The 23,403-nt window shown below is 55.0% G+C and carries 20 protein-coding genes; 11 read left to right on the forward strand and 9 right to left on the reverse strand.

The annotated features are described in order from the left end of the window. Positions 1–11: 11 nt before the first annotated feature. Positions 12–1,025, reverse strand: coding sequence for a tripartite tricarboxylate transporter substrate binding protein (locus tag JI62_RS07720; RefSeq protein ID WP_088699602.1), 1,014 nt, complete (start codon positions 1,023–1,025; stop codon positions 12–14). Positions 1,026–1,321: 296 nt separating this feature from the next. Here JI62_RS07720 and JI62_RS07725 point away from each other — a divergent pair, with 296 nt between their 5' ends. The 10 genes from JI62_RS07725 to JI62_RS07770 all read left to right on the forward strand — a co-directional run bounded on the left by JI62_RS07725 (position 1,322) and on the right by JI62_RS07770 (position 14,765). Beyond that, positions 1,322–2,566: a CaiB/BaiF CoA transferase family protein gene (locus JI62_RS07725; RefSeq protein WP_088699603.1), complete on the forward strand. Its 1,245-nt coding sequence runs from the start codon at positions 1,322–1,324 to the stop codon at positions 2,564–2,566. After that, a complete protein-coding gene (locus JI62_RS07730; protein WP_088699604.1) occupies positions 2,563–3,939 on the forward strand; it encodes an MmgE/PrpD family protein in 1,377 nt (458 codons plus the stop codon). Before JI62_RS07725 ends, JI62_RS07730 begins: the two co-directional genes overlap by 4 nt. Before the next feature lie 90 nt (positions 3,940–4,029). Continuing rightward, the gene (locus JI62_RS07735) at positions 4,030–5,016 is read left to right on the forward strand and encodes a Bug family tripartite tricarboxylate transporter substrate binding protein (RefSeq protein ID WP_240513167.1); all 987 of its coding nucleotides are present in this window, start codon (positions 4,030–4,032) and stop codon (positions 5,014–5,016) included. Between the two features lie 158 nt (positions 5,017–5,174). Next, positions 5,175–6,077: a tripartite tricarboxylate transporter substrate binding protein gene (locus tag JI62_RS07740; RefSeq protein ID WP_240513168.1), complete on the forward strand. Its 903-nt coding sequence runs from the start codon at positions 5,175–5,177 to the stop codon at positions 6,075–6,077. A gap of 223 nt (positions 6,078–6,300) precedes the next feature. Next, positions 6,301–7,098, forward strand: coding sequence for an enoyl-CoA hydratase/isomerase family protein (locus JI62_RS07745; protein WP_088699607.1), 798 nt, complete (start codon positions 6,301–6,303; stop codon positions 7,096–7,098). After that, the gene (locus JI62_RS07750; protein ID WP_088699608.1) at positions 7,095–9,209 is read left to right on the forward strand and encodes an acetate--CoA ligase family protein; all 2,115 of its coding nucleotides are present in this window, start codon (positions 7,095–7,097) and stop codon (positions 9,207–9,209) included. Before JI62_RS07745 ends, JI62_RS07750 begins: the two co-directional genes overlap by 4 nt. Beyond that, the gene (locus JI62_RS07755; protein ID WP_088699644.1) at positions 9,202–11,280 is read left to right on the forward strand and encodes a 3-hydroxyacyl-CoA dehydrogenase NAD-binding domain-containing protein; all 2,079 of its coding nucleotides are present in this window, start codon (positions 9,202–9,204) and stop codon (positions 11,278–11,280) included. Before JI62_RS07750 ends, JI62_RS07755 begins: the two co-directional genes overlap by 8 nt. A gap of 237 nt (positions 11,281–11,517) precedes the next feature. Beyond that, complete coding sequence (locus tag JI62_RS07760) at positions 11,518–12,018, forward strand: tripartite tricarboxylate transporter TctB family protein (RefSeq protein WP_170938504.1); 501 nt, start codon at positions 11,518–11,520, stop codon at positions 12,016–12,018. 9 nt (positions 12,019–12,027) lie between these two features. Beyond that, positions 12,028–13,527, forward strand: coding sequence for a tripartite tricarboxylate transporter permease (locus JI62_RS07765; protein WP_088699610.1), 1,500 nt, complete (start codon positions 12,028–12,030; stop codon positions 13,525–13,527). A gap of 71 nt (positions 13,528–13,598) precedes the next feature. Continuing rightward, positions 13,599–14,765, forward strand: coding sequence for an MFS transporter (locus JI62_RS07770; protein ID WP_088699611.1), 1,167 nt, complete (start codon positions 13,599–13,601; stop codon positions 14,763–14,765). A gap of 7 nt (positions 14,766–14,772) precedes the next feature. Here JI62_RS07770 and JI62_RS07775 read toward each other — a convergent pair whose 3' ends face one another. The 8 genes from JI62_RS07775 to JI62_RS07810 all read right to left on the reverse strand — a co-directional run bounded on the left by JI62_RS07775 (position 14,773) and on the right by JI62_RS07810 (position 21,641). Then, positions 14,773–15,672 (reverse strand): LysR substrate-binding domain-containing protein, encoded by a 900-nt coding sequence (locus tag JI62_RS07775; protein WP_088699612.1) that lies wholly within the window; start codon positions 15,670–15,672, stop codon positions 14,773–14,775. A gap of 127 nt (positions 15,673–15,799) precedes the next feature. After that, a complete protein-coding gene (locus tag JI62_RS07780) occupies positions 15,800–17,083 on the reverse strand; it encodes an MSMEG_0569 family flavin-dependent oxidoreductase (protein WP_088699613.1) in 1,284 nt (427 codons plus the stop codon). Between the two features lie 53 nt (positions 17,084–17,136). After that, entirely contained in the window at positions 17,137–17,424 is a 288-nt protein-coding gene (locus tag JI62_RS07785; protein WP_205737498.1) for an MSMEG_0570 family nitrogen starvation response protein, read from the reverse strand. Beyond that, complete coding sequence (locus JI62_RS07790) at positions 17,424–18,425, reverse strand: sll0787 family AIR synthase-like protein (RefSeq protein WP_088699614.1); 1,002 nt, start codon at positions 18,423–18,425, stop codon at positions 17,424–17,426. Before JI62_RS07790 ends, JI62_RS07785 begins: the two co-directional genes overlap by 1 nt. Next, a complete protein-coding gene (locus JI62_RS07795; RefSeq protein WP_088699615.1) occupies positions 18,422–19,030 on the reverse strand; it encodes an MSMEG_0567/Sll0786 family nitrogen starvation N-acetyltransferase in 609 nt (202 codons plus the stop codon). The genes JI62_RS07790 and JI62_RS07795 overlap by 4 nt, the downstream gene beginning before the upstream one ends. Before the next feature lie 34 nt (positions 19,031–19,064). Then, positions 19,065–20,159, reverse strand: coding sequence for an MSMEG_0568 family radical SAM protein (locus JI62_RS07800; protein ID WP_240513169.1), 1,095 nt, complete (start codon positions 20,157–20,159; stop codon positions 19,065–19,067). Beyond that, positions 20,152–21,144 (reverse strand): Nit6803 family nitrilase, encoded by a 993-nt coding sequence (locus JI62_RS07805; protein WP_240513170.1) that lies wholly within the window; start codon positions 21,142–21,144, stop codon positions 20,152–20,154. The genes JI62_RS07800 and JI62_RS07805 overlap by 8 nt, the downstream gene beginning before the upstream one ends. A gap of 14 nt (positions 21,145–21,158) precedes the next feature. After that, the gene (locus JI62_RS07810) at positions 21,159–21,641 is read right to left on the reverse strand and encodes an MSMEG_0572/Sll0783 family nitrogen starvation response protein (RefSeq protein ID WP_022521498.1); all 483 of its coding nucleotides are present in this window, start codon (positions 21,639–21,641) and stop codon (positions 21,159–21,161) included. A gap of 360 nt (positions 21,642–22,001) precedes the next feature. On the opposite strand from JI62_RS07810, the gene JI62_RS07815 reads away from it, so the two are divergent. Continuing rightward, positions 22,002–23,399 (forward strand): PLP-dependent aminotransferase family protein, encoded by a 1,398-nt coding sequence (locus tag JI62_RS07815; protein ID WP_088699617.1) that lies wholly within the window; start codon positions 22,002–22,004, stop codon positions 23,397–23,399. Positions 23,400–23,403 lie beyond the last annotated feature (4 nt).

Here is a 23,403-nt window from a genome sequence, read left to right on the forward strand (position 1 = left end):
AATTCACTCCATTATTCTGGAACTATATTGGCTTCTGCAGCAATCTGCTTGAACTTATCCAGCTCTGCTTCAAGAAGCTGTTGAAACTCTTCTGGGGGGGCTGCCGATACAGTGACGCCCATTTCCCCCAAGCGGTTGGCAACGTCTTGAAGGTTAAGGATCTCTGCAATTTCTTGGTGTAAGCGTTGCACCGTCTCGTCGGGAGTCTGTGCAGAAACAAGCAAGCCATACCAGAACATCCACTCATAATCGGGCAGACCGGCCTCCATTGCGGTAGGCAGTTCCGGCATATCAGGAAGGCGTTCTCTGCTGGTTACGGCCAGTGCCCGAACCCGGTTAGCATTGACGTAATCAATCGCCGCTACGTACGGAGCTAGTGTAAAATCAACGCGTCCTGCCATCACCTCCGTGATGGCATCACTCACACCGCTGTAGGGAATGTGGAGTACATCAATACCCGCCTGCTGTTTAAACAGTTCTGCACCAAAATGAGTGCTACCGCCGACGCCTGCTGATGCGTAATCGAGATCGCCAGGATTTTCTCTGGCTGCAATGATTAGCTCTTCAAGAGTGGCATACTCTGAATCATTTGGAACAATCAGCAGCGCAGGCCCATCACCAATCAACGTCACCGCTGAGAAGTCGTTAAGGGTGTCGTACCGCATCGTTTCGAATATGGCAGGTGCCGTGGTATGAGCAGGTGTAATGCTAAGTAGGGTTGTGCCATTGGCAGGTGCCGATAGTACATCTTGGGCTGCCATGGTTCCTCCCGCGCCAGGCCTGTTAACCACTACGGCGGGTATCCCTTGGCGTTGGCTGAGCTTCTCAGCAATGAGACGCGCTGCAAGGTCGGGTATGCCACCTGGGCCAAAGCCCACAATGAATCGGTAAGAAGAGGCCTCAGGTATTAGCGGTGACGTTTCAATTGTATCGCCTGCCATTGCGAGCGTTGAGCTGCTTAGTAACAGGCAAGAGAGCAGGGCCGACTTAATAGTATTCGAGAGCTGTAGTGTTGGCTTATTCATAAGAGATGTTCCTTATGGCTATTATTGTATTTAGGAATGCTTTTCATGAATAAGTGTCGTGCAACTTGTCCACGCGATACAGCGCTCAATTCCACCTAGTGGAATTGAGCGCTGTATCGAGTGGCATGATCACAGGCTAAAGCACTCTGCGAACCATTTGTTAACCATCACCTGACGTTTTATCAGTCCACATAGCGCGCTTATTTCTGCATTGTTAATTCATGATAGATCGGCGAAATATCATTGCTGGTCAACAATGAAGAGCAACAACAATCAATAAGTGCGCTGAGGTCATTATGTCTTCCCCGTTTGAAAATATCCGTGTCGTTGATGCTACCCACGTATTGGCGGGCCCTTTCGCTACCTACCAGATGGCGGTGTTAGGTGCCGATGTGATCAAGGTAGAGTCGCCAAGTGACCCGGATCAAGCGCGCATGCAAGGGTCTGATCGAGCGCTTAATGATCAGGGGCTGGGCACCGCCTTTATGTCCCAAGCCAGCAATAAAAAAGCCGTAGCGATCGACTTTAAACATCCCCAGGGGCGTGAGGCGTTAAAGAAGTTACTCGCCACCGCAGATGTGTTTGTCGAAAACTATCGGCCGGGGGCATTAGAGAAACTGGGGCTGGGTTACGACGACCTGAAACAGCTCAACCCTAAGCTGATTTACTGCTCCATCTCCGCTTTTGGCAGCACCGGCCCGCGCCGGGAGCTCACCGCCTACGATAATGTGATTCAAGCCTATTCGGGCATGATGGCCATGACGGGTGACCACCATACCGGCCCGCTCAAAAGCGGCGCGCCTGTGGTGGACTATGCCACCGGCACCACGGCTGCGTTTGCCATCTCAACCGCGCTGTTTCAGCGTGAACGCAATGGTGGCAAAGGGCAATTTGTGGATGTCTCCATGTCAGATACGGCGATGATGCTCGCCAGTCCCTATTTAACGGCGTTGCTGTGGAATGGCAAAAAGCCAGAGCCTAAAGGCAATACCTTTCCTTTCGCCACCATTGGCTGCTACCACGCATCTGACCAGCCATTGATGATCGCTGCATCAAACTTGACCCAACAAAAACGCCTTTGGACGGCCCTGGGCCGAGAGGACATGATCAAACAAAACAATAATCAACGTCTTGATAGCCACGCTGAAGAAGCCAAGGTGATCGCCGAGATTATTAGCACCATGACTGCCGATTACTGGGAGGCGTTTTTGCAGAAACGCCGGATTCCTGCCTCACGCATTAGGCGGCTCGAAGAGACACTGGATGATCCTCATGTCCACTCCAGAGGCGTCTTACACGCTCAGCCGCTAAGTCCAGACGTTGAGCAAGCGCTCACTGTTCCGGTATCCGCGTTTTGCATGTCCGAGGGAACCCGTGGCATTACGTCACCGCCGCAAAAAGTGGGCGCGCAAACTGAAGAGGTGCTGAAGAGCTTGGGTTATTCAAAGCAGGAGTTAGCGGCACTGATCGCCGATGGCGCAATTAGCGGGCCTATAGAGGAAGGCATTGGAATCGCTACCCGCCCAGGAGGCCGAACTTGAACAACTCTATAACTAACCCGCTTGAACGTCTGGCCCAGTCTGCTTATCACTGGAACACTCGCCCGCTGAACGCTGAGACTGATTGGGCCGCTCGCCGGGCATTGCTTGACTGGTTCGCCACCACGCTGCCGGGGTGCAGCCAAGCACCCGCCACGCTGCTATCGGATGCGTTTTCCACCACGCGGGGGGAAGGCCGGTCGGTATGTTATGTCGATGGTCACCTGGGGTCACCACGTTATGCTGCTTTGTTGAATGCGACGGCGAGCCACACCGTTGAGTTTGACGACATCTTCAAGGATGGCGGTTATCACCCCGGTAGCTCAACGATTGCGGCGGCTCTGGCGGTAGCACAAGATATTCAGGCATCTCGAGAACAGCTTCATCGCGCCATTATTGGCGGCTATGAAGTGGGCTGTCGCATTGCCCTTGCCATCCAGCCCAGCCACTACCGCTTCTGGCACACTTCCGCCACTGTGGGCACCCTAGGGGCGGCGGTTGCCACCGCGATGCTGCTCGGTGCCACCGCGGAGCAAATGGGTCACGCCATGGGGCTGGCCAGTAGTTTTGCGGGTGGGCACCAGCAGAACTTGCAGGGCGAGGGTATGGCCAAGCCGCTGCATGCGGGTCACGCCGCTGATGCAGGCGTCATGGCGGGAGTGGCGGCGGTAAAAGGGGTGACCGCATCGCTAGATAGCCTACATGCCAGCAATGGATTTGCCGCGGCCACCAGCGACTCCACGGGTGATTGGGCCGCGGCGCTTGAGGGGCTCGATGAGTGGACGCCGATCACCCGCATGACGGTGAAAAACCATGGCTGCTGCGGGCATATTTTTCCCGCCCTGGATGGCTTAAAAGCGCTGCAAGCCTCCGCGCCCATTACAGCGGAGAGCATTGAATCCATCCATATCGAAGGCTACGGCGCGACCTACTCGATGTGCAATCGTCCTTCCCCGTCTTCAGCCCAAGAGGCGCGCTTCAGTATTCAGTACTGTATTGCCGCTTACTTGGTGTTGGGCAAGGTTAGGCTGCAAGCCTTCGAGCCGCCGGTGCTGGAAGATGCTCGTATCCGCGCGTTGATGCCCAAAGTGAGCGTCGCAGAGTGCGCCGACATTGCTGCCCGTTACCCCCGCCAGCGCATGGCCAATATTAGGGTCGCCACTACCGATGGCACTACCTACCAGCACCTTCAGGAGACGCGCAAAGGGGATCCAGAAGACCCCATGACCGACGCTGAACTGCTTGAAAAGTATCAGGAGTTAGCCAGCGGATCGCTCTCACCTTCGGCGCTTCAATCACTGCAAGAGGTCGTAATGTCGAGTAATGAGCTGCCTGGTTCGGTTACATTTTTTGATGCAAGAGATGACAGACAATAAGTTAACCAACCCCCAATGTATCGTTGGTGGTCAGTAATTTGCGGCTGTGCCAGTATCGATAAAGTGGTTATCACAATTATAACGATTGAGGTGTTTAACGTGGTTCATAAGATAACTCCTTTGCGTAAGTTAGTAGTCGGCGCTGCATTAATATCATTGGCACTTCCATTAACCGCTGCAAACGCAAGTGATGACAGTTGGCCACAAGGCCCTGTTAGCTTTGTTATGCATACCCAGGCAGGTGGTTCGGCAGATGTATTTATAAGGACACTCGCCGAGTCATTGGAACCACAAATTGGCCAGCCGATTGTGGTGATCAATACACCGGGAGGTGCGGGTGCTACCCAAATGTCGCGCCTTAAGAGCGCAGAGCCAGATGGTTTAACGCTGGGTATTAATACGCTATCCCACTTTACTGGGATGCTGACCAACTTAAAGGGTGTTTTTGAACTAGATGATTTTTCCTGGATAGCCTCTACCCAAGAGGATGTTCATATTGTTTTTGCAAACCAAACATCAGAAATAGATAGCATTGATGCGCTGATTGATAAAGCCAAAGAGGGTGGTGGTAAAGTCAGCGTTGGCGGGTTTGGCCCTCGAGGATCCACACAAAATATCGCTATTTCGATGCTCGAGAATGCGGCTGATGTCGAGTTTGAATGGATTGCATACAACGGCACCCCTGACATTGTAGCCGCCGTTATGGGCGGGCATGTGGATGTTGGGGTTTCTAATCTGAGTGCGTTAAAAACGTTTTTCGATGCAGAGCGAATCCAGGGGCTTGGCGTCATTGCTGATGAGCGCCTAGCGTCTCTTCCCGACGTGCCAACTTTTTCTGAGCAAGGCGTTGATGTCGATACTAGCTGGGTACAGGTTAGAGGGGTATTTGGGCCAGCGGGCATTCCTGTAGAAACACAGCAACAAATTGCTGATGCCTTTCATGAGGCCATGAAGAGTGAGCATTATCAAACCTATGCCCGGAATGCGGGAATTACGGACTCTTGGATGGGGCCTGAAGCGTATACCGAGTTTGCGTCTCGTATTAGTGAGGTAGCTCAGGCTGAGCTAAATGAATAATTTTAAAGCGAGATGATTTTAAGTTTTAAGAATCTTTCAATAACGCTATTACAATAGCTACAAAAATGAGGTGCATGCCCATGTTTACTATAAAGAGAAATGTAATATCTAAGATGCTGTTGGGTGCTACAGTCATATCAGTAATGGCGACAAGCGCTATGGTGTCTGCTAATGAAGAAGAGTGGCCCCAAGATACCGTCCGCATCATTATGCACACTAAAGCGGGTGGTTCCGCCGATGTGTTCATGCGCACACTTGCCGAGTCGTTGGAGCCTCAGATCGGCCAGTCCATTGCGATTATAAATTCGCCCGGCGGCGGCGGTGCTAGCCAGATGTCGCGAGTACGCTCTGCAGAACCCGATGGCCTGACGCTTGCTGTGAATACCCTTTCACACTTCACGGGCATGCTCACGAATTTGGAAGGCGTATTTGCCATTGATGACTTTAGCTGGATTGCGACGGCGCAGTCTGATCCTAACTTGATCTGGACGCGTACCGACTCCCCGATAAGTGATCTGGATGATTTGATTAACGAAGCGAAACAGCGCGATGGAAAAGTCACCGTTGGCGGGTTTGGGCCGCAAGGCTCTACGCAGCATATCGGCATGAGCATGCTGGAGAATGTCGCCGGTGTGGAATTCGAGTGGGTGCCCTTCAATGCCACACCCGACATCGTGGCGGCCGTATTGGGCGGTCATATCGATGTGGGGATGTCCAACTTGAGCGGCGCCCAGGCCTATTTTGACGCGGGTCGCTTGAAAGGGCTCGGTGTGCATGGTGAAGAGCGGCTAGAGAGCCTCCCCGATGTGGCTACCTTTGAAGAACAAGGGTATGACGTCGACTCAAGCTGGGTGCAAGTGAGAGGCATATTTGGCCCTGCCGGGATGCCCATGGAGCTCCAGCAGCAAATTGCCGATGCGTTCCATGAGGCGATGCAAACCGAGCACTACCAAGCCTATGCGCGTAGCGCTGGGGTAACGGACTCTTGGATGGGCCCTGAAGAGTATACCGAGTTCGCTTATCAAATTAGTGAGGTCGCCCAGCAAGAGTTAGATAAATAAAATAAGTTTTATTGAGTTTTTCAATGCGGCGAAATTCTTCGCCGCATTTTTATCTTTTTTTCTTTCTTTCTTGGCGTTTTGTATTTCACTTTTGCCATAACCATTTAATAGGCAAATCCTTATTTTTCATCAATGGAAGCTATAAGGCATTGTTGTCAAAATACTTGTTAGTGCTTTTGTTTCTAATAGTCCCGCAAATAATAACGTATTAGAGGATCTGGTTATGAACCAAGAACCGTTAGTCTCTTATTCAGTCGAAAATGGCATTGCCCTGCTTACCCTAAACCGCCCCGATAAACGCAATGCCATGAGCGATGCCATGCGCGCCGAATTGGTCGATCATCTGCAGGGAGTTCGTACAGATCGCTCGATACGCGCCCTGGTACTCACCGGAAGCGGCAAAGGGTTTTGCGCGGGTGGCGATATCGCCGGTATGAAAACTCGCATGGAAGCCGACCCCGCTACCGTTGGTTTCAATGGCTGGGAGCGTCAGCAGGGCGTTCACTATGCGGCAAGTCTATTACTTAACTTGCCCATTCCCACCGTGGCGGCGGTGAACGGCGCGGCCGCCGGTTTGGGGGCGGATTTAGCACTCTCCTGTGATTTTGTGATTGCCTCTGACTATGCCCACTTTACCTGGGCCTATATTGCCCGCGGACTGATTCCAGACGGCGGTGGCATGTACTTCCTGCCACGCCGGGTAGGACTAGCACGCGCCAAAGCGCTGATCTTTAGCGGTCGGCGGGTCAATGCCGATGAGGCGCTGCAACTCGGGATTGCTGATCAGCGCTGTAGTGCTGATGAATTGCTTGGCACTGCCCGTACCATGGCGGATGAGATGAGCAGCGGCTCACGCACGGCGGTGGCGCTGACCAAATCGATTATCAACAAAAGCTACGAAATGTCTGAAAGCCAAGTATTCGCCGAAGGCAGTAAAGCCCAGGGCATCTGCTACACCTCCGAAGAGCACCGTGCTTCGGTGCAGGCCTTCCTTGATCGTATGAAGGAGGCTCAACAATGAGCCAGATCCACGCCCTCCTGAACCCTAAGAGCATTGCCGTTATCGGTGCCTCCGCCGACCCTAAAAAAACCTCCGGGCTGCCCGTCTCTTATTTGCTTAAGCACGGTTTTAAAGGCCCGATTTACCCGGTTAACCCGAAAGCCACCGAGATTCAGGGGCTGACCTGTTACCCCAATGTTGAAGCTTTGCCTGAAGCGCCCGATGTAGGGCTTGTGCTGCTGAATGCCAAACGCAGTATCGACGCAGTGCGCTCCCTGGCCGAGATGGGCTGCCAAGCGGCGGTGGTATTGGCCAGTGGCTATGCCGAGGCTGGCGAGGAAGGTTTGGCGCTGCAGGAGGAGTTAAAAGCGGCCGCAGGCGACATGCGACTCCTCGGCCCCAATACCATCGGGTTGGTTAATTTATCGGCGGGCATTCCGCTCTCGGCCAGCGGTGCGTTGGAAGTGAGCGAGCTACCCAAGGGGAGTGTCGCGGTAGTTTCCCAAAGTGGCGGCATTCTGGGCGCGCTGCTGTCGCGGGCCGCCGGGCGGGGCATTGGTTTGTCGTCGCTGATTGCCACCAGTAATGAGGTGGATCTGGAAGTCAGCGATTTTGTCGACTACCTAGTGGATGATCCGAACACCAAGGTAATTGCGCTCTACCTGGAGAGTGTTCGTCACCCGGCGCGCTTCCGTGAGGTGGCCCTGCGCGCACGGGCGGCGGGCAAGCCGCTGGTAGTCTTCAAAATTGGCCGTTCCGAAGCCGGTGCCAGCGCAGCAAGCTCCCACACCGGTGCCTTGGCGGGTGAAGATCGGGTTTACGATGCCTTCTTCCGTGAGTTAGGGGTGATTCGGGTAAACACCTTTGACGAGTTCTTGGACGTGCCCGCAGTACTCGTTGCTGGCCGCCAGCTGGCCGGGCGTCGGGTGGCGGTGCTGACCTCGACCGGGGGCGCCGGTACGCTGATTGCCGATAGCCTCGGTGTCAACGGCTTTGATACGCCCGCGCCGGATCACGCGACGGCAGAAAAACTGCGCGCCTTGCAGGGCGATACGCCGACCGCGCTAGACCGTAACCCCATCGACGTGACTCTGGCGGGGCTGCAGCCCGACTTGCTGCGCCAAGCGATTCGCATATTGCTGGAAAGCGATAGCTACGACGCCTTGGTCGTGATTATTGGCTCCTCCGGGTTGGCGATGCCCGATCTTGTCGTGGGGGCCATCCGCGACAGCCTGGCGACTAACAATAAGCCACTCCTGGCCTATGTTAGCCCTTACGCCCCAGGTACGCTGCAGCGCTTGAATCGTGCCTCAATCCCCGGCTTTAGCTCGCCGGAGAGCTGCAGCGCGGTGCTGGAAGCGTTGCACTTTATCGGTAGGCCTTTGCTTGGCGGCGGTGAGTCACCCCGTGTATCGCTACCCGATTTAACTGCCTTGCCTAAGGGCTCAATTGACGAAGCCGCGGCGAAACAGCTGTTCGCCCAGGCAGGCATTAGTGTACCGCCTAGCCGGGTGGTTCACAGCCGCGAAGAGGCGGAACGCGCAGCCAAAGAACTGGACGCCCCCGTGGTGCTCAAGGTGATGGACGCCAACCTACTGCACAAAAGCGATATCGGTGGCGTTGCACTGCATTTAAATGCCGAGACTATTGGTCAGCGGTTTGATCAGATGGTGAGCGACGTTGAGGCCCACGTTGCACGCCGCCCTGATACCTTTCTGGTGGAAGCCATGGTGGCGGGTGGGCACGAGCTGATCCTCGGTGCTAACCGTGATGCGTTGGGCACGGCCATCTTGCTGGGCGCAGGTGGGGTCACGGCAGAGCTGTTCAAGGACACCACCCTACGTTTGCTGCCAGAGCGAGGCGCTCTGACTCTGGAGCAGGCGCGGGAGATGATGCAGCAACTAACGACATGGCCACTACTCGATGGCTATCGCGGTGCGCCACGGCGTGATACCGAAGCGCTTGCCCAAGCGATTGTCGCCTTCTCAGCCTTGGCCGCTGGGTTAGGTGACCGTCTGACCACGGCTGAGATTAATCCGCTGTTCGTGATGCCGGAAGGCCAAGGTGTCGTGGCCGCTGATGCGGTACTGGTACTGGAGGATGGCATGGAAGTTGGTGATGCTCATGGCTGATTCTTCCAACACTTCACCCATCTCGGGCCGCGTTCATCTTAGTCAGGAAGGGCAAATTGCCATTATCACCCTGGATAACCCGCCGGTGAACAGCAGCAACGACGCGGTGCGCCGAGGCATTTTGGCCGCGCTGAACAGGATCGATACGCAGCAGAGTCGTGCCGTGGTGCTGATGGGTAAAGGCCCGAACCTAATGGCAGGGGCTGACCTGCGCGAGTTGGAACATGAACCAACAGAACCGACGCTGCCCCAGGTCACCGCCGCGCTTAGTGCTTTTCCACTGCCGGTGATTGCGGTGATCAGTGGCCATACTCTGGGTGGCGGCCTGGAACTGGCGCTGGCCTGCGATAGCCGCATCGCCACGCCCACCGCGCTGCTGGGCCTTCCCGAAGTGACGGTAGGCGTGATACCCGGTGCCGGTGGCACCCAGCGCCTGCCACGGGTGGTAGGCCTACCCCTGGCGCTGGATATGATCGTTTCCGGTAAGCCCATGACGGCGCTTGACGCCCATAAGATCGGATTGGTCGACGAACTCCTCCGCTCCTCAGAGGGCGACGGGTCGGATACAGAGTCATTCGAGCAGGTGCTGGCCTACGCCAACCGCTACCAGGGGGGCAAACAGCCACTAGCAGAACGCGATGTGCCCCCTGCTGATGAGCAAGCACTAAACGCCCAGGTTGACAAGCTGCTGGCACGTGCGCGCGGCTTACCTGCCGCACCGGTCGCTGCCAAAATAGTAATGAAAGCCCCTACGCTCAGCTTTAGCGCCGCGATTGCCGAAGAGCGGGCTCAGTTTCTTGCCCTGCGTGGCAGCGAGTCGGCCCAGGCGCTGCGTTATCTGTTTTTTGCCGAACGTGAAAAACCCTTTGAGCCCACTCAGCCCGTTAAGGCCGCGCCGGTATCGCGTATCTCGGTAGTGGGCGCAGGCACCATGGGGAGCGGTATTGCCCTTTGTGCGCTCAAGGCAGGCTACAGCGTCGATCTATTGGAGTTAAACGATCAAGCGCTTGAAGCAGGCGTGGCGCGGATTACCCAGGCGTTAGATGAAGGCGTCAAGCGCCAGCGGCTAACCCAGGCACAGCGGGATGATGCGCTATCTCGGCTGAATCCTACTCAGCAGTTACCCGAGGTGGCCGGTACCGACCTGGTGATCGAAGCGATCGTGGAAGAGTTGGCCATCAAGCGCTCACTGTTTGCCGATTTGGCCCAGTGGGTGAGCGAGGGTACGCTGCTGGCCAGTAATACCTCCTATCTGGATATCGAGCAGATTGCCGAGGGTATTCCCCACCCCGAGCGAGTACTAGGGTTACATTTTTTCAGCCCGGCAGACCGCATGCCGCTGATGGAGATCGTGCGTTGTAACGCCACCAGCGAGCAGACCTTGAGCACCGCCGCGCGCGTTGCGCACCAGTTAAAAAAGAGAGCCATCGTCGTCGCCAACTCATGGGGCTTTGTGGGCAACCGGCTCTACGCCGCCTATCGGCGCCAGTGTGAATTTATGCTCGAAGAGGGAGCTAGCCCTGAGCACATTGATGCCGCGCTAGAAGCTTACGGCTTCGCCATGGGGCCCTTTAAAGTGGCGGATATGTCCGGACTGGATATCGCCTGGAAAATGCGCCAGCAAACTGCCGATACCCGCCACCTTAGGCGCTACGTGGGGATACCGGATCTGCTCTGCGAAGCGGGCCGTTTCGGGCGCAAAACCGGCCGTGGCTACTACCGCTATGACGAAGCTACGCAGCCGACGTCAGACCCGGAAGTCGCCCAGCTAGTCGAGCGCTACCGGGAAGAGCACGCCATTACGCCTAACGCGTTTAGCACGCAGGAGATCCAGCAGCGCGCGGAGCTTGCCTTGATCAACGAAGCCCTGCTGTTGCTGGAGGAGGGCGTGTGCCAGCGACCAGCAGATATTGATATTGCCTTGGTCAATGGCTATGGCTTTCCCCGCTGGCGGGGCGGCCCGCTGTTTATTGCTCGACAGATGAGCGATCGCCAATTGGAAAGCGCGCTGGACACATTAGCCGACGTGAGTGGTAAAGGCCACCAGCGTACCCATCGACAGGCCTTTTAGGTGTCGATCATCCTTTAGTCGTGTTTCAGCCTAATAGTAGCGGTGGTCAAGCCTGATAAATGGTCAGTTTCTCTTTTGGCCGCCCTGCGCCATGATTGGAAAAAAGGTAATACTAGAAACAGACGTTAAAAACATCCATTAAAAACAGTAGCTGGAAAAGCAATATTAATAAAATAAGTGTGGTGGCGTTTTTTAAGAATACGCCAATCATTAACTACAAGAATATGGAGGCCGCCAGTGAGTATTAAAAATGCTGATGCAGAAGCGCCTGAAGTGGCAAATAAGACACTTGTAATACGAAAAAAGTGGCTGGAATTAGCGGTCTATTTTGTGCTGCTGGCAGCGACGGCTTTATATGCCAATGACGCACTTAAGCTGCCCAGCTATAGCTCGTCAGGTATTGGTGCTAGTGGGTTTCCGCTGTTGGTCGCCACGCTGATGGGAGTTTCATTACTGCTTTTAATTGTAGTGAGTTTTTTAAGTAAGCCTAGCCAGGAAAGCGATTCATTGGTTGAAATTAGCCGGCCTGCGCAAGTGTTGCTATCGATGATGGTGATGGCTGCTGTGGTGCTGGCACTCGAATGGGTTGGACTCATAGTGGGCATTGCCCTCATGGCGTTTTTATTAATGAAACTGGGAGGGGAGAACCGTTACTCGTTACTGCTAACGCTGCCACCCTTACTGGCACTTGGCATTTACGCCATCTTCGTACTGGTGCTCGGCGTCTATTTTGATTGAGGTTTGAACATGATTGATAATCTATTGATAGGACTGAATGCCTTTGCCGACCCCATGGTGCTTGTTGGTCTTATCGCGGGCGCCTTAATTGGTTACTTGATTGGTGCTATTCCTGGCTTGGGGCCTAGCCTGGGGATCGCGCTGATGATTCCCTTCACTTACAGTATGGATCCGCTTGTCTCTATCGTCATGCTGGTCGCGCTGTTTGCCGCTGCCGAGTATGGCGGCGCCATTTCGGGCATCTTGCTTAACTCTCCTGGCACGGCAGCGGCGGTGGCGACCACCTGGGACGGCTACCCCCTTACCAAGCAGGGTAAAACCGGTATTGCGCTGAATATTTCCATTATTTCCTCGGGTATCGGTATCTTTGTCAGCACCATTCTGCTGTTTTTTACCGCCGTACCGCTCTCTGAATATGCGCTGAATTTTGGGCCATCGGCTTATTTTGCGCTTGCCCTGCTGGGGTTGAGCCTGGTGTCGAGCTTCTCGTCCGGTTCAATGCTGAAAGGTGCTCTGGCGATGGGGTTTGGCCTTGCTTTAGCCACCGTCGGACTGGATAGTCAAACCGGTGTTCCACGATTTAGCTATCATCCAGATTTTTTTGAAGGTCTACCGTTAGTCCCTGTCTTGCTCGGCTTATTTGCCCTTTCCGAAGTACTCTTTATGATTGAGGCGGGCGCAAGCCATAAAGTAAAGAATCAGCCAATGAGCGGTATTTTAGAGGTGCCCTTCAAAACCTTTTATAAGATGAAGTATCTGTTTTTGCGTAGCTCATTGATCGGCTATTTTGTGGGCGTCATACCGGGGGCTGGGGCGTCCATTGGTTCCTTCATCTCCTACGCGGTGGCGAAGCGTTTTTCAAAGCGGCCTGAGCTGTTTGGTAACGGCAGCTACGAAGGGATTGCGGCCTCTGAAACGGCCAATAATGCCTCGGTTTCGGGCTCTTTGTCGCCGTTGCTCGCGCTGGGTATTCCGGGCTCCGCTACGACTGCCATTATGATCGGCGCGCTAATGATTCACGGGGTGCAACCAGGCCCATTGCTGTTCACCACGAACCCTGAAATTCCCTATACGGTGTTTGTGTCGCTCTGGTTGAGTGTGCCGATCATGGTCTTTATTGGCCTTGCAGGGGCGCGGTTCTGGGCCAAAGTAGCGGATATCCCGCGTCCGGCGATTGCCGCCATCGTGGCATCAATTAGCTTGATTGGGGCCTATGCGTCGACAAGCTCCATGTTCCCGGTCTACGTGGCGCTTACCTTTGGGGTTGTCGGCTATGTGCTGCGCAAAGCGAATATTCCCTTGGCGCCGGTCATTTTGGCCCTGGTATTAGGTGATATGCTGGAGACCAACCTGCGCCGGGCGCTGTCTATTTCCAATGGTGATGTGACGACCTTGATTACTAATCCGCTGAGTGCAACATTGTTAGCTATTGCAGCACTCTCCTTCTTTCTCCCGGCGCTGGGTATGTTTCGTAAAAAAGTGAAGGGGTATCGAGCCACTAATACTTAATGGGTGCTTGGCAACGTTATTCACCATGGGCATCAGTGACAGGGAGGTCGGCATGACGTTCGAAAGATGCCATGAATAAGGCGTTTGCCTGCATCTGTCTCAGCTTAGGCACCGCCTTTGTCGTACAAACGATGCTACTGGTGGCGGTGCCGCTCGCGGCCATTGAGCTGGGTGCGACACCGTTAATGCTGGGCTTTATCGTCAGTGCTCCTTACGTATTACCGCTACTGTTAGCGCTCCCTTTTGGCTCACTGGTGGCACGCTTGGGCAGCCCTCGCACCCTTCAGATAGGGGCCGTGGCCATGGTGATCGGTGCCGGGCTATTGGCGGTCATGCCAGGCTTTAAGGGATTAATCGCCGGGCAGCTGGTGATTGGTTTGGCGCAGCTGTTGATGATTATTTCAGCCCAAACGGCAATCACTTACCTGGGCCAGGGCACGGTGCTGGAAAAGTATTTTGGCTGGTACACCACCTATTTATCGATTGGGCAGATGGTGGGGCCGCTACTGGCGGGCTGGATCATCGATTATCGTGGCGGTCCAGGTGCCGCGTTTTACGGCGCTTTTATTTCCTCTTTTGTGGCGCTGGTGGCCTTTTTTATGGCCAACCAGCGCACATCAAGCGGTGATCATAAGGGCGTTGGTTTTCTCATCAGCGTTGGGCAGCAGTGGCAACTGCTGAAAACCTCCCAAGGAGTGAAGCTATCGCTGATTATCTCCCTGGCGGCCATGCTGGCGTTGGGCGCGCATGGCAGCTACTTTCCGGTGTATCTTGAAAGTCTGGCACTTTCGGGAACCACGATAGGGCTGTTGGTCAGCTTGCGTGCACTTGCCTCCATGGCGGTTAGGCCGTTTACCAGTGCCATTGTCGCTCTGCTTCACGGCCGTTACGCCACTATGTCGCTCACCTTGCTGTTTATGGCGCTGGGGCTAATGTTGGTGGGGGTGACGGGGAATGTCTACTGGTTATGCTTGTTTTCCATTCTGGTGGGGCTGGGCGTAGGGCTCTCTCAGCCGCTCTCCATGGTGGTCATCGCAGAATCCGTACCGGAGCGTCAGCGCGCCCATGCCTTAGCGGTGCGCTTGATGGCTAATCGGGCCATGCAGTTTGCCGCACCGCTGCTATTGGGGATTGTGACTCAGCTTGGCGGCTTTACATTGGCGTATTTCGCCTGCGGGGTGCTGCTTCTATTGCACTGGTTGCTTTTTCAGCGCCTTAGAGGGCAGCAAGTTCAGTAAGCGTTCCTTAACTTAGCTGGCCCAAGGGGTGGCCAATCAGATCCTTCATCCACTCTAGAAACTTGATCAGGGCATCAGAAGGGCGGGCATCTTTAGGCCATGTTAGGTAGTACGCCTCGTCGGTGCGGCATACCGTGTCTGATAGCGCTACAAAGCTGCCTTCCTGCAGTTGGCGCTCGACAAACACCTTAATGGCGATGGCGGCGCCAATATTCATTGACGCCGCTTCATAGGCTAGCGCTGAGTTGTCGAACTTCATGCCAGCCTCTTCATCCAGGCCTTCTAAGCCGCTTTTTCCCAGCCATGTCTTCCAGTCGTCTGGGCGCGCCATGGAGTGTAGCCGACGCACCTTAGCGATATCGTTTTTAGCCAACCCCTCGGCTTCCCATAAAGCGGCGGACACAATGGGAATCAGCTCGATATCCACCAGCTTTTCAGCATGTAGTCCTGGCCAGTCACCATGCCCGGAACGGATGGCGGCATCGATGCCCTGTGTTTGGAAATCAACCGGCTTTAGCGAGGATGACAACTTGACCTCAAGCAGCGGATTTCTGTTATGAAAATCGGCCAGCCTGGGAATCAACCAACGCTGCGAGAACGTGGTGTAGGATTGGATCGAGAGCACATCACGCTTATTTCGACGTGATACTTTGCGCGAGGCATTTTCAAGTTCGCGGAAAGCGTTTTTAACCCCCGCGTAGAGCTCCGCACCCTCCTGGGTAAGCTCAATACCGCGATGCAGACGATTAAACAGCGCTACCCCAAGGTAATCCTCTAATACTTTCACTTGGCGGCTAACCGCTACCTGGGATACATGCAGTTCGTCTGCCGCACGGGTTAGGCTGCGTAGACGTGCGGCTACCTCAAACGCTCTGAGCGGATTGAGGGGGAGTAGTGGATGGCTCATAGGGTTACCAATCGTGTCGCTGACAGCTGACGTGTGGGGAGGGCTGCTGCATAACAATACAGTAACACTCTGATAGCAACCCTTTGATAGTAACCCAATGGCTGGTGTGAATCGAGCGAAGCTGGCCCTAGGCTGGTGCCTGCTCCGCTACCTTCGGCAAAGCCATATCATGTGGGAGCCGATAAGCTTTGATGCGTTCAACCAAGTACTCAGCGTCAGCCGCTACCCCAGAGAACCGCCCCGAACCCCAGGTATGCAGCCATGGCAAGCCAATAAAGTAGAGGCCAGGCTGCTGGGTGACGCCGCGCTGGTGTACGGGATGGCCCTGGCCATTAAATACCGGGGCATCCAACCAGTGGAAGTCAGGGCGAAAGCCAATGCACCATATAACGGCGCTAATCCCTGCGTCGGCCAGGTTGAGCTCAGTATGCTCTTGATCAGGCTCCCAGCACGGCGTGTACTCGGGCGCGGGTGGTGCCTCGATACCCTGGGAGTCGATATAGGCATCAATTCGCTGATTGATATTGCAATAAACACTGTCGGCATGATCAAGGTTGGCTTTCAAATTATCGTGAAAGATAAAGTCCCCATTACGGTACTCTTCTAATAGACCGAATAGCTCCATACCTTCGAGAGCGAACTTGCGTAGGTCGATCTCCCGGCCCCCGTCACGACCTGTGACATAGTGGTTGGTGTTATCTCTTACTCCCTCACGTAATGGGTGCTGATCGACCGACATCTCGTAGTAGCCCATTTCATCAAGCCATTCGACAACATCTTTGCCGCGATATTGACGCGCCACGCGCGGGGCATCACCGGTGGCGAGAAAGACTTTTCGCCCAGCAATATGCAGGTCTTCGGCAATCTGGGCGCCAGACTGGCCGGAGCCCACCACCAGCACTGCTCCCTCGGGCAACTGCTCAGAGGTTCGATATTCCGCTGAATGTAGCTGGAATAACCGATCAGGCAGTCGCTCTGCCATACGTGGAATGATAGGGAGGTGATAACCGCCGGAGGCTACCACGACTTGGTCTGCGCTAAACTCGCCGGAAGACGTCTTAACTTCATATTTTCCGTTGCTATTCAGGCTGACGCGATTCACCGCAACGCCTTCGAGGGCGGGAGGCTGAACCTTGGCTGCAAAGCGGTCAAGGTAAGCAACGACCTCGTCTCGTTTCATAAAGCCTTTAGGGTCATCCCCGTCATAGGGGTGATCGGGTAGCCGGCATTGCCAGTTCGGTGTCACCAAGGTGAAGGAGTCCCAGCGAGCAGTTTGCCAGCTATGCATCAAGCGATGCTTCTCAATGACGAGGTGATCAACCGCCTGGGCTTGAAGGTAATGGCTGACGGATAGCCCCGCCTGACCGCCGCCGATGATAATGGCAGAGTAGTGTTGACGTAGATCTTTCATATCGCTCTCACTTTGTATCGATTGCTGAAATATTTGATGAGATGGTTGATGCGTTAGTCGATGTGGATAATTTCGACCATGTCCTGGGTGCCATTGCCAAACTGCTGAGCTTTGGCCTTGATGACCGTCGACTGATCCATGGCACTGGAGCAGAAGAAGCCGAATTTTTGTTCGACTCGCTGGCTGGCCGCCTCTAGGGCTATGTCGGCGCGTTCCACAAAAGCAGCGACGCTGAGACGCTCGCCGACCTGGAAGTGCTCCTTTACGACAGTAGAGGGTGAGTAGCATTGGTCTTCGCTGCCGTCTGGCCAGCGAACGTGGAAGTGTGTGGCTGGCATCATCAAAGCTCCTGTTGGGGGGTAGGCATTTGGGGGCGACTCAGCCCGGTTAACGGTGTCGTGGAAAGATCATGGAACAATTGGCGATCATCGTTGGTTGCTACCCAGAGCTGCGGTGAGGAAGCGATCTCTCCGATTTGCGCAGCGGCGATACCGCGGGCATGGAAGCGCTCCAGCAGCATGGGGAGGTGTTCATGATCCGTGGTGAGCAGGTAACCGTAGCTAGGGAAGGTGCATAACCAGTCCTGCCAAGTGACTTTCTCGGGCTTCGGGATGGCGTCAAGCTTAATGTTCACGCCTACATTAGCGCTCTCCATGAGCATTAAGGTGGTGCCGAGGAGACCGGCCTGGCTAATATCTTTGGCGGCGATAGCCAAGCCTGCTTCAGCAATACAGGGGAGTAGTTCGATGTCGCCACGCAAACGTTCAGCGGGCGCCGTTGTGGCCGCGTTCCAATTCAGATAGGGCGCTTGATAGGCGCCGCGCAGGTCAATGGCTGCCACTAATAGCTGCCCTGGCCGTGCCCCAAAACTGCTCAACAGGCATTGGGCACGACCCAATATGCCGACCGCCAATTGCGGCTGATTGGAACGCAGGTTTGTGTGCCCCCCAACGATGGGAATGCGGAAGGTGTCGGCGGCCTCACGCATGCCTTTGACAATGAGTTCAGCGCTTTCTGGGTCATGGCTCCATAGAGCATTGACGATTGCCTGGGGCCGCCCGCCCATGGCGGCGATATCACTGACGTTAACCATCACCGAACACCAGCCCGCAAACCAAGGATCCACGGCGACGAAGGCGGTCAGTAGCCCTTCCATCGCCAGTAGCGTGTAGCCTTCACTGCAGGGAATGGCCGCGGTATCGTCGCCGTTGGGGTGCCAGCCATCGGGCAGGGCTGTCAGGCTGGGAGCGATCCGCGCAATATCGGCCTTATGGGCAAGACCACTGTAGTCGTGCACTTTCTGGAGTAGTTCTGCTAGGTCGAGTCGTTGCTTTTGGCTCATGATGCTTGTCTCAGTGTGGGGGCTGAAAGAATCTTAAGCAGCCCGGGCGCCAACTCAGCGAGAGGCTGGCGTTGACGCCCAGGCACAACAAAGCCGCTAAGAGGGGAGTGGCAAGGCGGGTAGTGGTTAAGGTCGGCCTCCATGACGACATGCGGCCGATCAAGGATTAACTCCTCACCAATGCTTTGCCAGTGCAACTGCTTAAACAGGGCTTCATTCTGGGCCTGTACTCGGGCCAAAAAGCGTTGGCAGCCCAGTGCATGAGCGCTGGAGACGGCCAGCCGAATCAGCGTGGAGCCTAGGCGGCCTTGGGCGCGGAAGGCTGGGTCAACAGCAAGGCGCGAGCCATGCCAGAGGCCAGGGGCTGATTCGTGAATACGCACCGTTCCCACGACTTGTTCATACCAGCCCCCGGTGCACCCTAAAGCGACGAGCAGATGGGCCGAGTCATCGATAGCATCTCGGTCGTCCTGATCGAATATCGCCTGCTCATCGCAGAAAACGCGCCGCCGCAATGCCAGTGCTTCACCGGTTTCCCAAGGTAGGCTCGCCCACTTGATCCGGTAGTCGGAATAGGCCGAATAGGCGTCGGATGTTGACATCATCGGGCACTCCTCTATTAAGCGTGCATGCGCGCTGTTAGCGCTCGTACTCAGACAGCGTTGAACAGGCGCCGCAACGCCCGCAGCCCGCTTTGATATCGCTAGCGCGCAGCGCCGCGAGTTTTAAGCGCCTGCCAAGCGGCGCCAGGATCGACTCCATAAAGTCGGCGCTGGGCGGCTGATGATCTTCTAATGGCGTGCCGTTAATTGGCACGAACGGCACTACAAAAGGGTAAACGCCGATTTCGATTAGGCGTTGGCAGGTTTCCAAAATGGCCTCACGGGTATCCCCGAGCCCGGCAAGAATATAAGTGCTGACTTGTCCGCGACCAAAAACCTCGACGGCATCCTGGAAGGCTTGCATATACGCTTCAATGCCAACTTCGGCTTTGCCTGGCATCAGCGTTTTTCTTAGCGTAGGTGTCACCACTTCGAGATGCATGCCCAGGCTGTCAACGCCAGCTTCTTTCATCCGGGCATACCAAATGGGGTCCTTCGGCGGTTCGCACTGCCCTTGCAGCGGAAGATCCACGGCCGCTTTGATGGCCTTTGCACTTTCGCAAAGGACGCTGGCCCCTCGGTCAGGCGTGGCTGGGGTTCCGGTAGTCATGACCATATGTTTGACGCCGTCGAGCGCGACAGCGGCCTTAGCCACCTCGGCCAGTTGGTCTGGAGACTTATGCGCAATGGTGCGCCCAGCTTGAAGTGATTGACCAATCGAGCAGAATTTACAGGCTTTGCGCCTGCTCTCATAACGGATGCATGTTTGCAGTACCGTCGTGGCCAGTACATCGCGGCTATGCAAAGTGGCGATATGCGTATAGGGGATGCCGTCATCTGTTTGCAGATTATAAAAGCGCGGCGTATCAGCAAAGGTGATATCGGCCATAGGGATGGTATTCTCGGTCAGCTGATCCCCCTCTTCGCAGGAGGCTACGCTGAACGGTGAGCGCCATGCCGATTGGGTATAAACCGGCACCATCACGGTGACGCCATCAATGGTGATCGCTTGGTGGTCAGAGGGGCCGGCGCCACCGCGCCGGCTAACATGCTCCTGTGAGGTATCCTGGAGACGTACCCCTCGGGTTTGAAGCTCGGTGAACAAACGCGAGCGGTCGGCTAGATTATTCATCGTCATCTCCTCGGGTGTTTTCACCCTGGGCGAATGTCGCCAGCGGCTGGCAGCAGTGGGCGGGTCTATCGTTAATGACCAAGCTCAGTAGTTCAGGGCGGGCGTAGTGGCCCACCGAATCCATCATCCGCTTACGCTTGGTAATCAGGGCGAAATCCAGGTCAGCAATAACGATACCTTCGCCTTTGCGCAGCGGTTCGGCCAAATGCTTACCTTCTGGCGAGATAATGGCGGTGTTACAGCCATCTCGCAGAGCACGCTGTAGTGAAGGGTCGGGAGTGATCGATTCGATTTGGGCGTCCGTGAGCCAGCCGGTGGCGTTAACCACGAAACAACCCGCCTCAAGGGCATGGTGCCGGATCGTTACCTCAATTTGATCGGCAAAGACTGGACCGACAAGCGAACCAGGAAACTGGCTACAGTGGATCTGCTCGTGCTGGGTCATCAGTGCGTAGCGAGCCAGCGGGTTATAGTGCTCCCAGCAGGCCAGGGCGCCGACACGACCAACAGCGCTATCCACTACCTTCAAACCTGAGGCATCGCCTTGGCCCCAAATCATCCGCTCATGGTAGGTCGGCGTAAGTTTGCGACGTTTCAGCAACAGACGCCCGTCGCTATCAAAGATCAGTTGGGTGTTGTAGAGGGTGCCATGATCACGCTCATTAACGCCCAGCACGACGACCATGCCCAGGGTGCGAGCGCGCTCAGCGACAGCATCGGTGATCGGGCCGGGTACCACCACGGCCTGTTCATACAGCCGTAAGTGCTCGGCGCCACAGGCCACTGCTGGGTAGACAAATGAAAAGTACGGATAGTAGGGAACGAAGGTTTCTGGAAACACGATCAGCTCGGCCCCCTTGCTGGCCGCCTCGTCGATGGCATCCAGTACCTTGGCCAGCGTGCCGTCAACACTCTCTAAATCAGGAGAAAGCTGAGCGGCAGCGGCCCGCACTATGGTAGTTTCTGTCATGTTGGCTTGTGCCATGGCCGCTGCTCCCCTTAGACCGTCCAGGTATCGATGATCAGTGCATCGTCGCGCACGTGCAGCAGCTTGAGGTCAAGCACATCCAGTGGATTGATCGCACGGATGCCCTCAATGAGTGACGGTTCGCCATGGCCATAGAGTGCTTGAAGAGCAAAGCGGCAGGCGTAGACCTTGCCGCCCTCGGCCATAAACTTGGTCAACTGATTGTTGAAGTTCATGTGGCCGGGAAACGCTTCATCGCCCAAGGTTGGGAAGCCTCGCTGGACACCCAAAGTGACGCCAGGGCCATACAGTAAAATGGAGGTTTCAAAGCCTTTACGCAGCAAGCGTGTTGCTTGCAGCATATTCACGAAGCCGATCGACCCCTCAAAGGCAACCGTATGAAAAGTTACCAGGGCTTTTTCGCCTGGTTTCGCTTTTACGTCTTCAAAAACCTTCTCTTCGTAGTCGACCAGAAAATCGCCTTTCTTGTTGAGTGGTTGCGTCACTGTAGGCATGTCTAAGCTCCGATTATTGCGAGTGGGAGAGTTGTTAACCGCCGTGCTTACACAAGCGGTACGATCAATACGGAGCAATCAACGTGCCAATTGATATGCTTTTTTATGCGATCAATTGTCGATCATATGGATCGCTCTAAGTCTAGAAATTGGCCATATTTTTTATGCTTAAAAAATGATAGGGGTAAATATTCAGATAAAAACTCCGTTTTCACCCAATTTGTGCATTAAAAGTGTGTTTTGCACCATTAAGTGTAAATGCGATCAATTTTTTAATTTATGCAATCTTTAGCCCATCAGTGATAAGTTCTGGGTGAGAACAGGCGTGGGTAACTGAGGCTATTTAACGACGGGGAATATATGCATCCATCTGAGCTGGAGCGCTGGCGCAAACGTCTAGACAAGGAAGGCAGTCAGCCAGCCTATCGTCTGGTCGCTGAATTGATTGCTGAAGACATCGATAGTGGTCGGCTGCAGCCCCGCGAGCGACTACCACCGCTGAGAGAGCTGGCAGGGGGGTTGCGTATCAATTACACGACCGCAGCGCGTGCCTATAACGAAGCCAAGCTGCGCGGCTTGATAGATTCACACCCGGGGTCGGGTACTTTTGTGAAAGGCAGGGCATTGTCGGTGAAGCCGAGTAGCGGTTATGAGATGACCATGAACCTGATGATTGAGCCTGCGATACCGACCTTGATTGAGCGCGTTCGTGATAGCGCTATCTCGGTGTTGGCTCAGCGGGATCTTTACTCGCTACTGCGTTATCAAGCCTTTGGTGGTAGCCATCATGATCGGGTAGCCGCTCTGCAATGGCTGGATCGGCGGTTGGAAAACACAACTTTGGAGCAGGTGTTGATATGCCCAGGCATCCATAGTGCCTTAGTGGGTCTGTTGATGCAGTTGGCAGCGCCGGGCCAACTCATCTGCGTTGAGAGTCTGGTTTACCCTGGCTTAAAGGCGATTGCTGCTCAGCTTGGGTTAACCCTGCACTCGTTGGAGCGGGACTCAGACGGCCCCCTGGTGCGACCTTTTGAGGAGATATGTAAACAGGGGCAGGTCGCTGTTTTGTATATTAATCCCACCATCCAGAATCCTACGACGACGACTATTTCGTTAGGGCGCCGTGAAGCCTTGGCCGATGTCGCCTTACGCTACAGTATCCCGATCATTGAGGATGATGCTTATACCATGCTCAGCGAGGAGAAGATCGTTCCAATTGCCGATTTGGCACCGGAGCTAACGTATTATGTAACCGGCACCGCCAAGTGTTTTGGCCCAGGCTTGCGGTCGGCATTTCTTCACGCCCCAACCAAGCGTCAGGCTCAGAGAAGCGCTGGCGCCCTACGTGCGACGTCAGTGATGTCCAGTCCGCTAATTGATGCTCTTGTCTCTGAATGGATTATCGATGGCACGGCGGATGCCATGCTAAAAGCCATCCGCAATGAGGCCATTGCGCGACTTGCGCTGGCAGAGAAAATTCTTGGCCGACAGCGTATCGACTCTGCCAAGGGCGCTTTCCATCTATGGCTGAAACTGCCTAAACACTCAAATTGGAACCCGTCGGAGCTGGCTGTGCAATTACGCTCCCATGGGGTGAGTGCGGTTGCCAGCGCGGCTTTTAGCACCGACAACCATCCGCCTGAAGCCTTGCGCTTGTGCTTCGGAGGTCAGCTCACCCGAGATGGATGGGAAGAGAGGCTGCACTACGTGGCGGATATCATCGACCAGCCAGCATATCTTTCATCTCTTACAATGTAAGCCT

This window comes from Halomonas campaniensis (genome assembly GCF_002211105.1).
Taxonomy (GTDB): Bacteria; Pseudomonadota; Gammaproteobacteria; order Pseudomonadales; family Halomonadaceae; genus Vreelandella; species Vreelandella campaniensis_A.

What these genes read in the sequence shown, in the direction of transcription:
- JI62_RS07720 (WP_088699602.1), bottom strand. Translation starts at nt 1,025, where the DNA reads ATGAATAAGCCAACACTACAGCTCTCGAATACTATTAAGTCGGCCCTG.
- JI62_RS07725 (WP_088699603.1), top strand. Translation starts at nt 1,322, where the DNA reads ATGTCTTCCCCGTTTGAAAATATCCGTGTCGTTGATGCTACCCACGTA.
- JI62_RS07740 (WP_240513168.1), top strand. Translation starts at nt 5,175, where the DNA reads ATGGTGTCTGCTAATGAAGAAGAGTGGCCCCAAGATACCGTCCGCATC.
- JI62_RS07745 (WP_088699607.1), top strand. Translation starts at nt 6,301, where the DNA reads ATGAACCAAGAACCGTTAGTCTCTTATTCAGTCGAAAATGGCATTGCC.
- JI62_RS07750 (WP_088699608.1), top strand. Translation starts at nt 7,095, where the DNA reads ATGAGCCAGATCCACGCCCTCCTGAACCCTAAGAGCATTGCCGTTATC.
- JI62_RS07755 (WP_088699644.1), top strand. Translation starts at nt 9,202, where the DNA reads ATGGCTGATTCTTCCAACACTTCACCCATCTCGGGCCGCGTTCATCTT.
- JI62_RS07765 (WP_088699610.1), top strand. Translation starts at nt 12,028, where the DNA reads ATGATTGATAATCTATTGATAGGACTGAATGCCTTTGCCGACCCCATG.
- JI62_RS07770 (WP_088699611.1), top strand. Translation starts at nt 13,599, where the DNA reads ATGAATAAGGCGTTTGCCTGCATCTGTCTCAGCTTAGGCACCGCCTTT.
- JI62_RS07775 (WP_088699612.1), bottom strand. Translation starts at nt 15,672, where the DNA reads ATGAGCCATCCACTACTCCCCCTCAATCCGCTCAGAGCGTTTGAGGTA.
- JI62_RS07780 (WP_088699613.1), bottom strand. Translation starts at nt 17,083, where the DNA reads ATGAAAGATCTACGTCAACACTACTCTGCCATTATCATCGGCGGCGGT.
- JI62_RS07785 (WP_205737498.1), bottom strand. Translation starts at nt 17,424, where the DNA reads ATGATGCCAGCCACACACTTCCACGTTCGCTGGCCAGACGGCAGCGAA.
- JI62_RS07790 (WP_088699614.1), bottom strand. Translation starts at nt 18,425, where the DNA reads ATGAGCCAAAAGCAACGACTCGACCTAGCAGAACTACTCCAGAAAGTG.
- JI62_RS07795 (WP_088699615.1), bottom strand. Translation starts at nt 19,030, where the DNA reads ATGATGTCAACATCCGACGCCTATTCGGCCTATTCCGACTACCGGATC.
- JI62_RS07800 (WP_240513169.1), bottom strand. Translation starts at nt 20,159, where the DNA reads ATGAATAATCTAGCCGACCGCTCGCGTTTGTTCACCGAGCTTCAAACC.
- JI62_RS07805 (WP_240513170.1), bottom strand. Translation starts at nt 21,144, where the DNA reads ATGGCACAAGCCAACATGACAGAAACTACCATAGTGCGGGCCGCTGCC.
- JI62_RS07810 (WP_022521498.1), bottom strand. Translation starts at nt 21,641, where the DNA reads ATGCCTACAGTGACGCAACCACTCAACAAGAAAGGCGATTTTCTGGTC.
- JI62_RS07815 (WP_088699617.1), top strand. Translation starts at nt 22,002, where the DNA reads ATGCATCCATCTGAGCTGGAGCGCTGGCGCAAACGTCTAGACAAGGAA.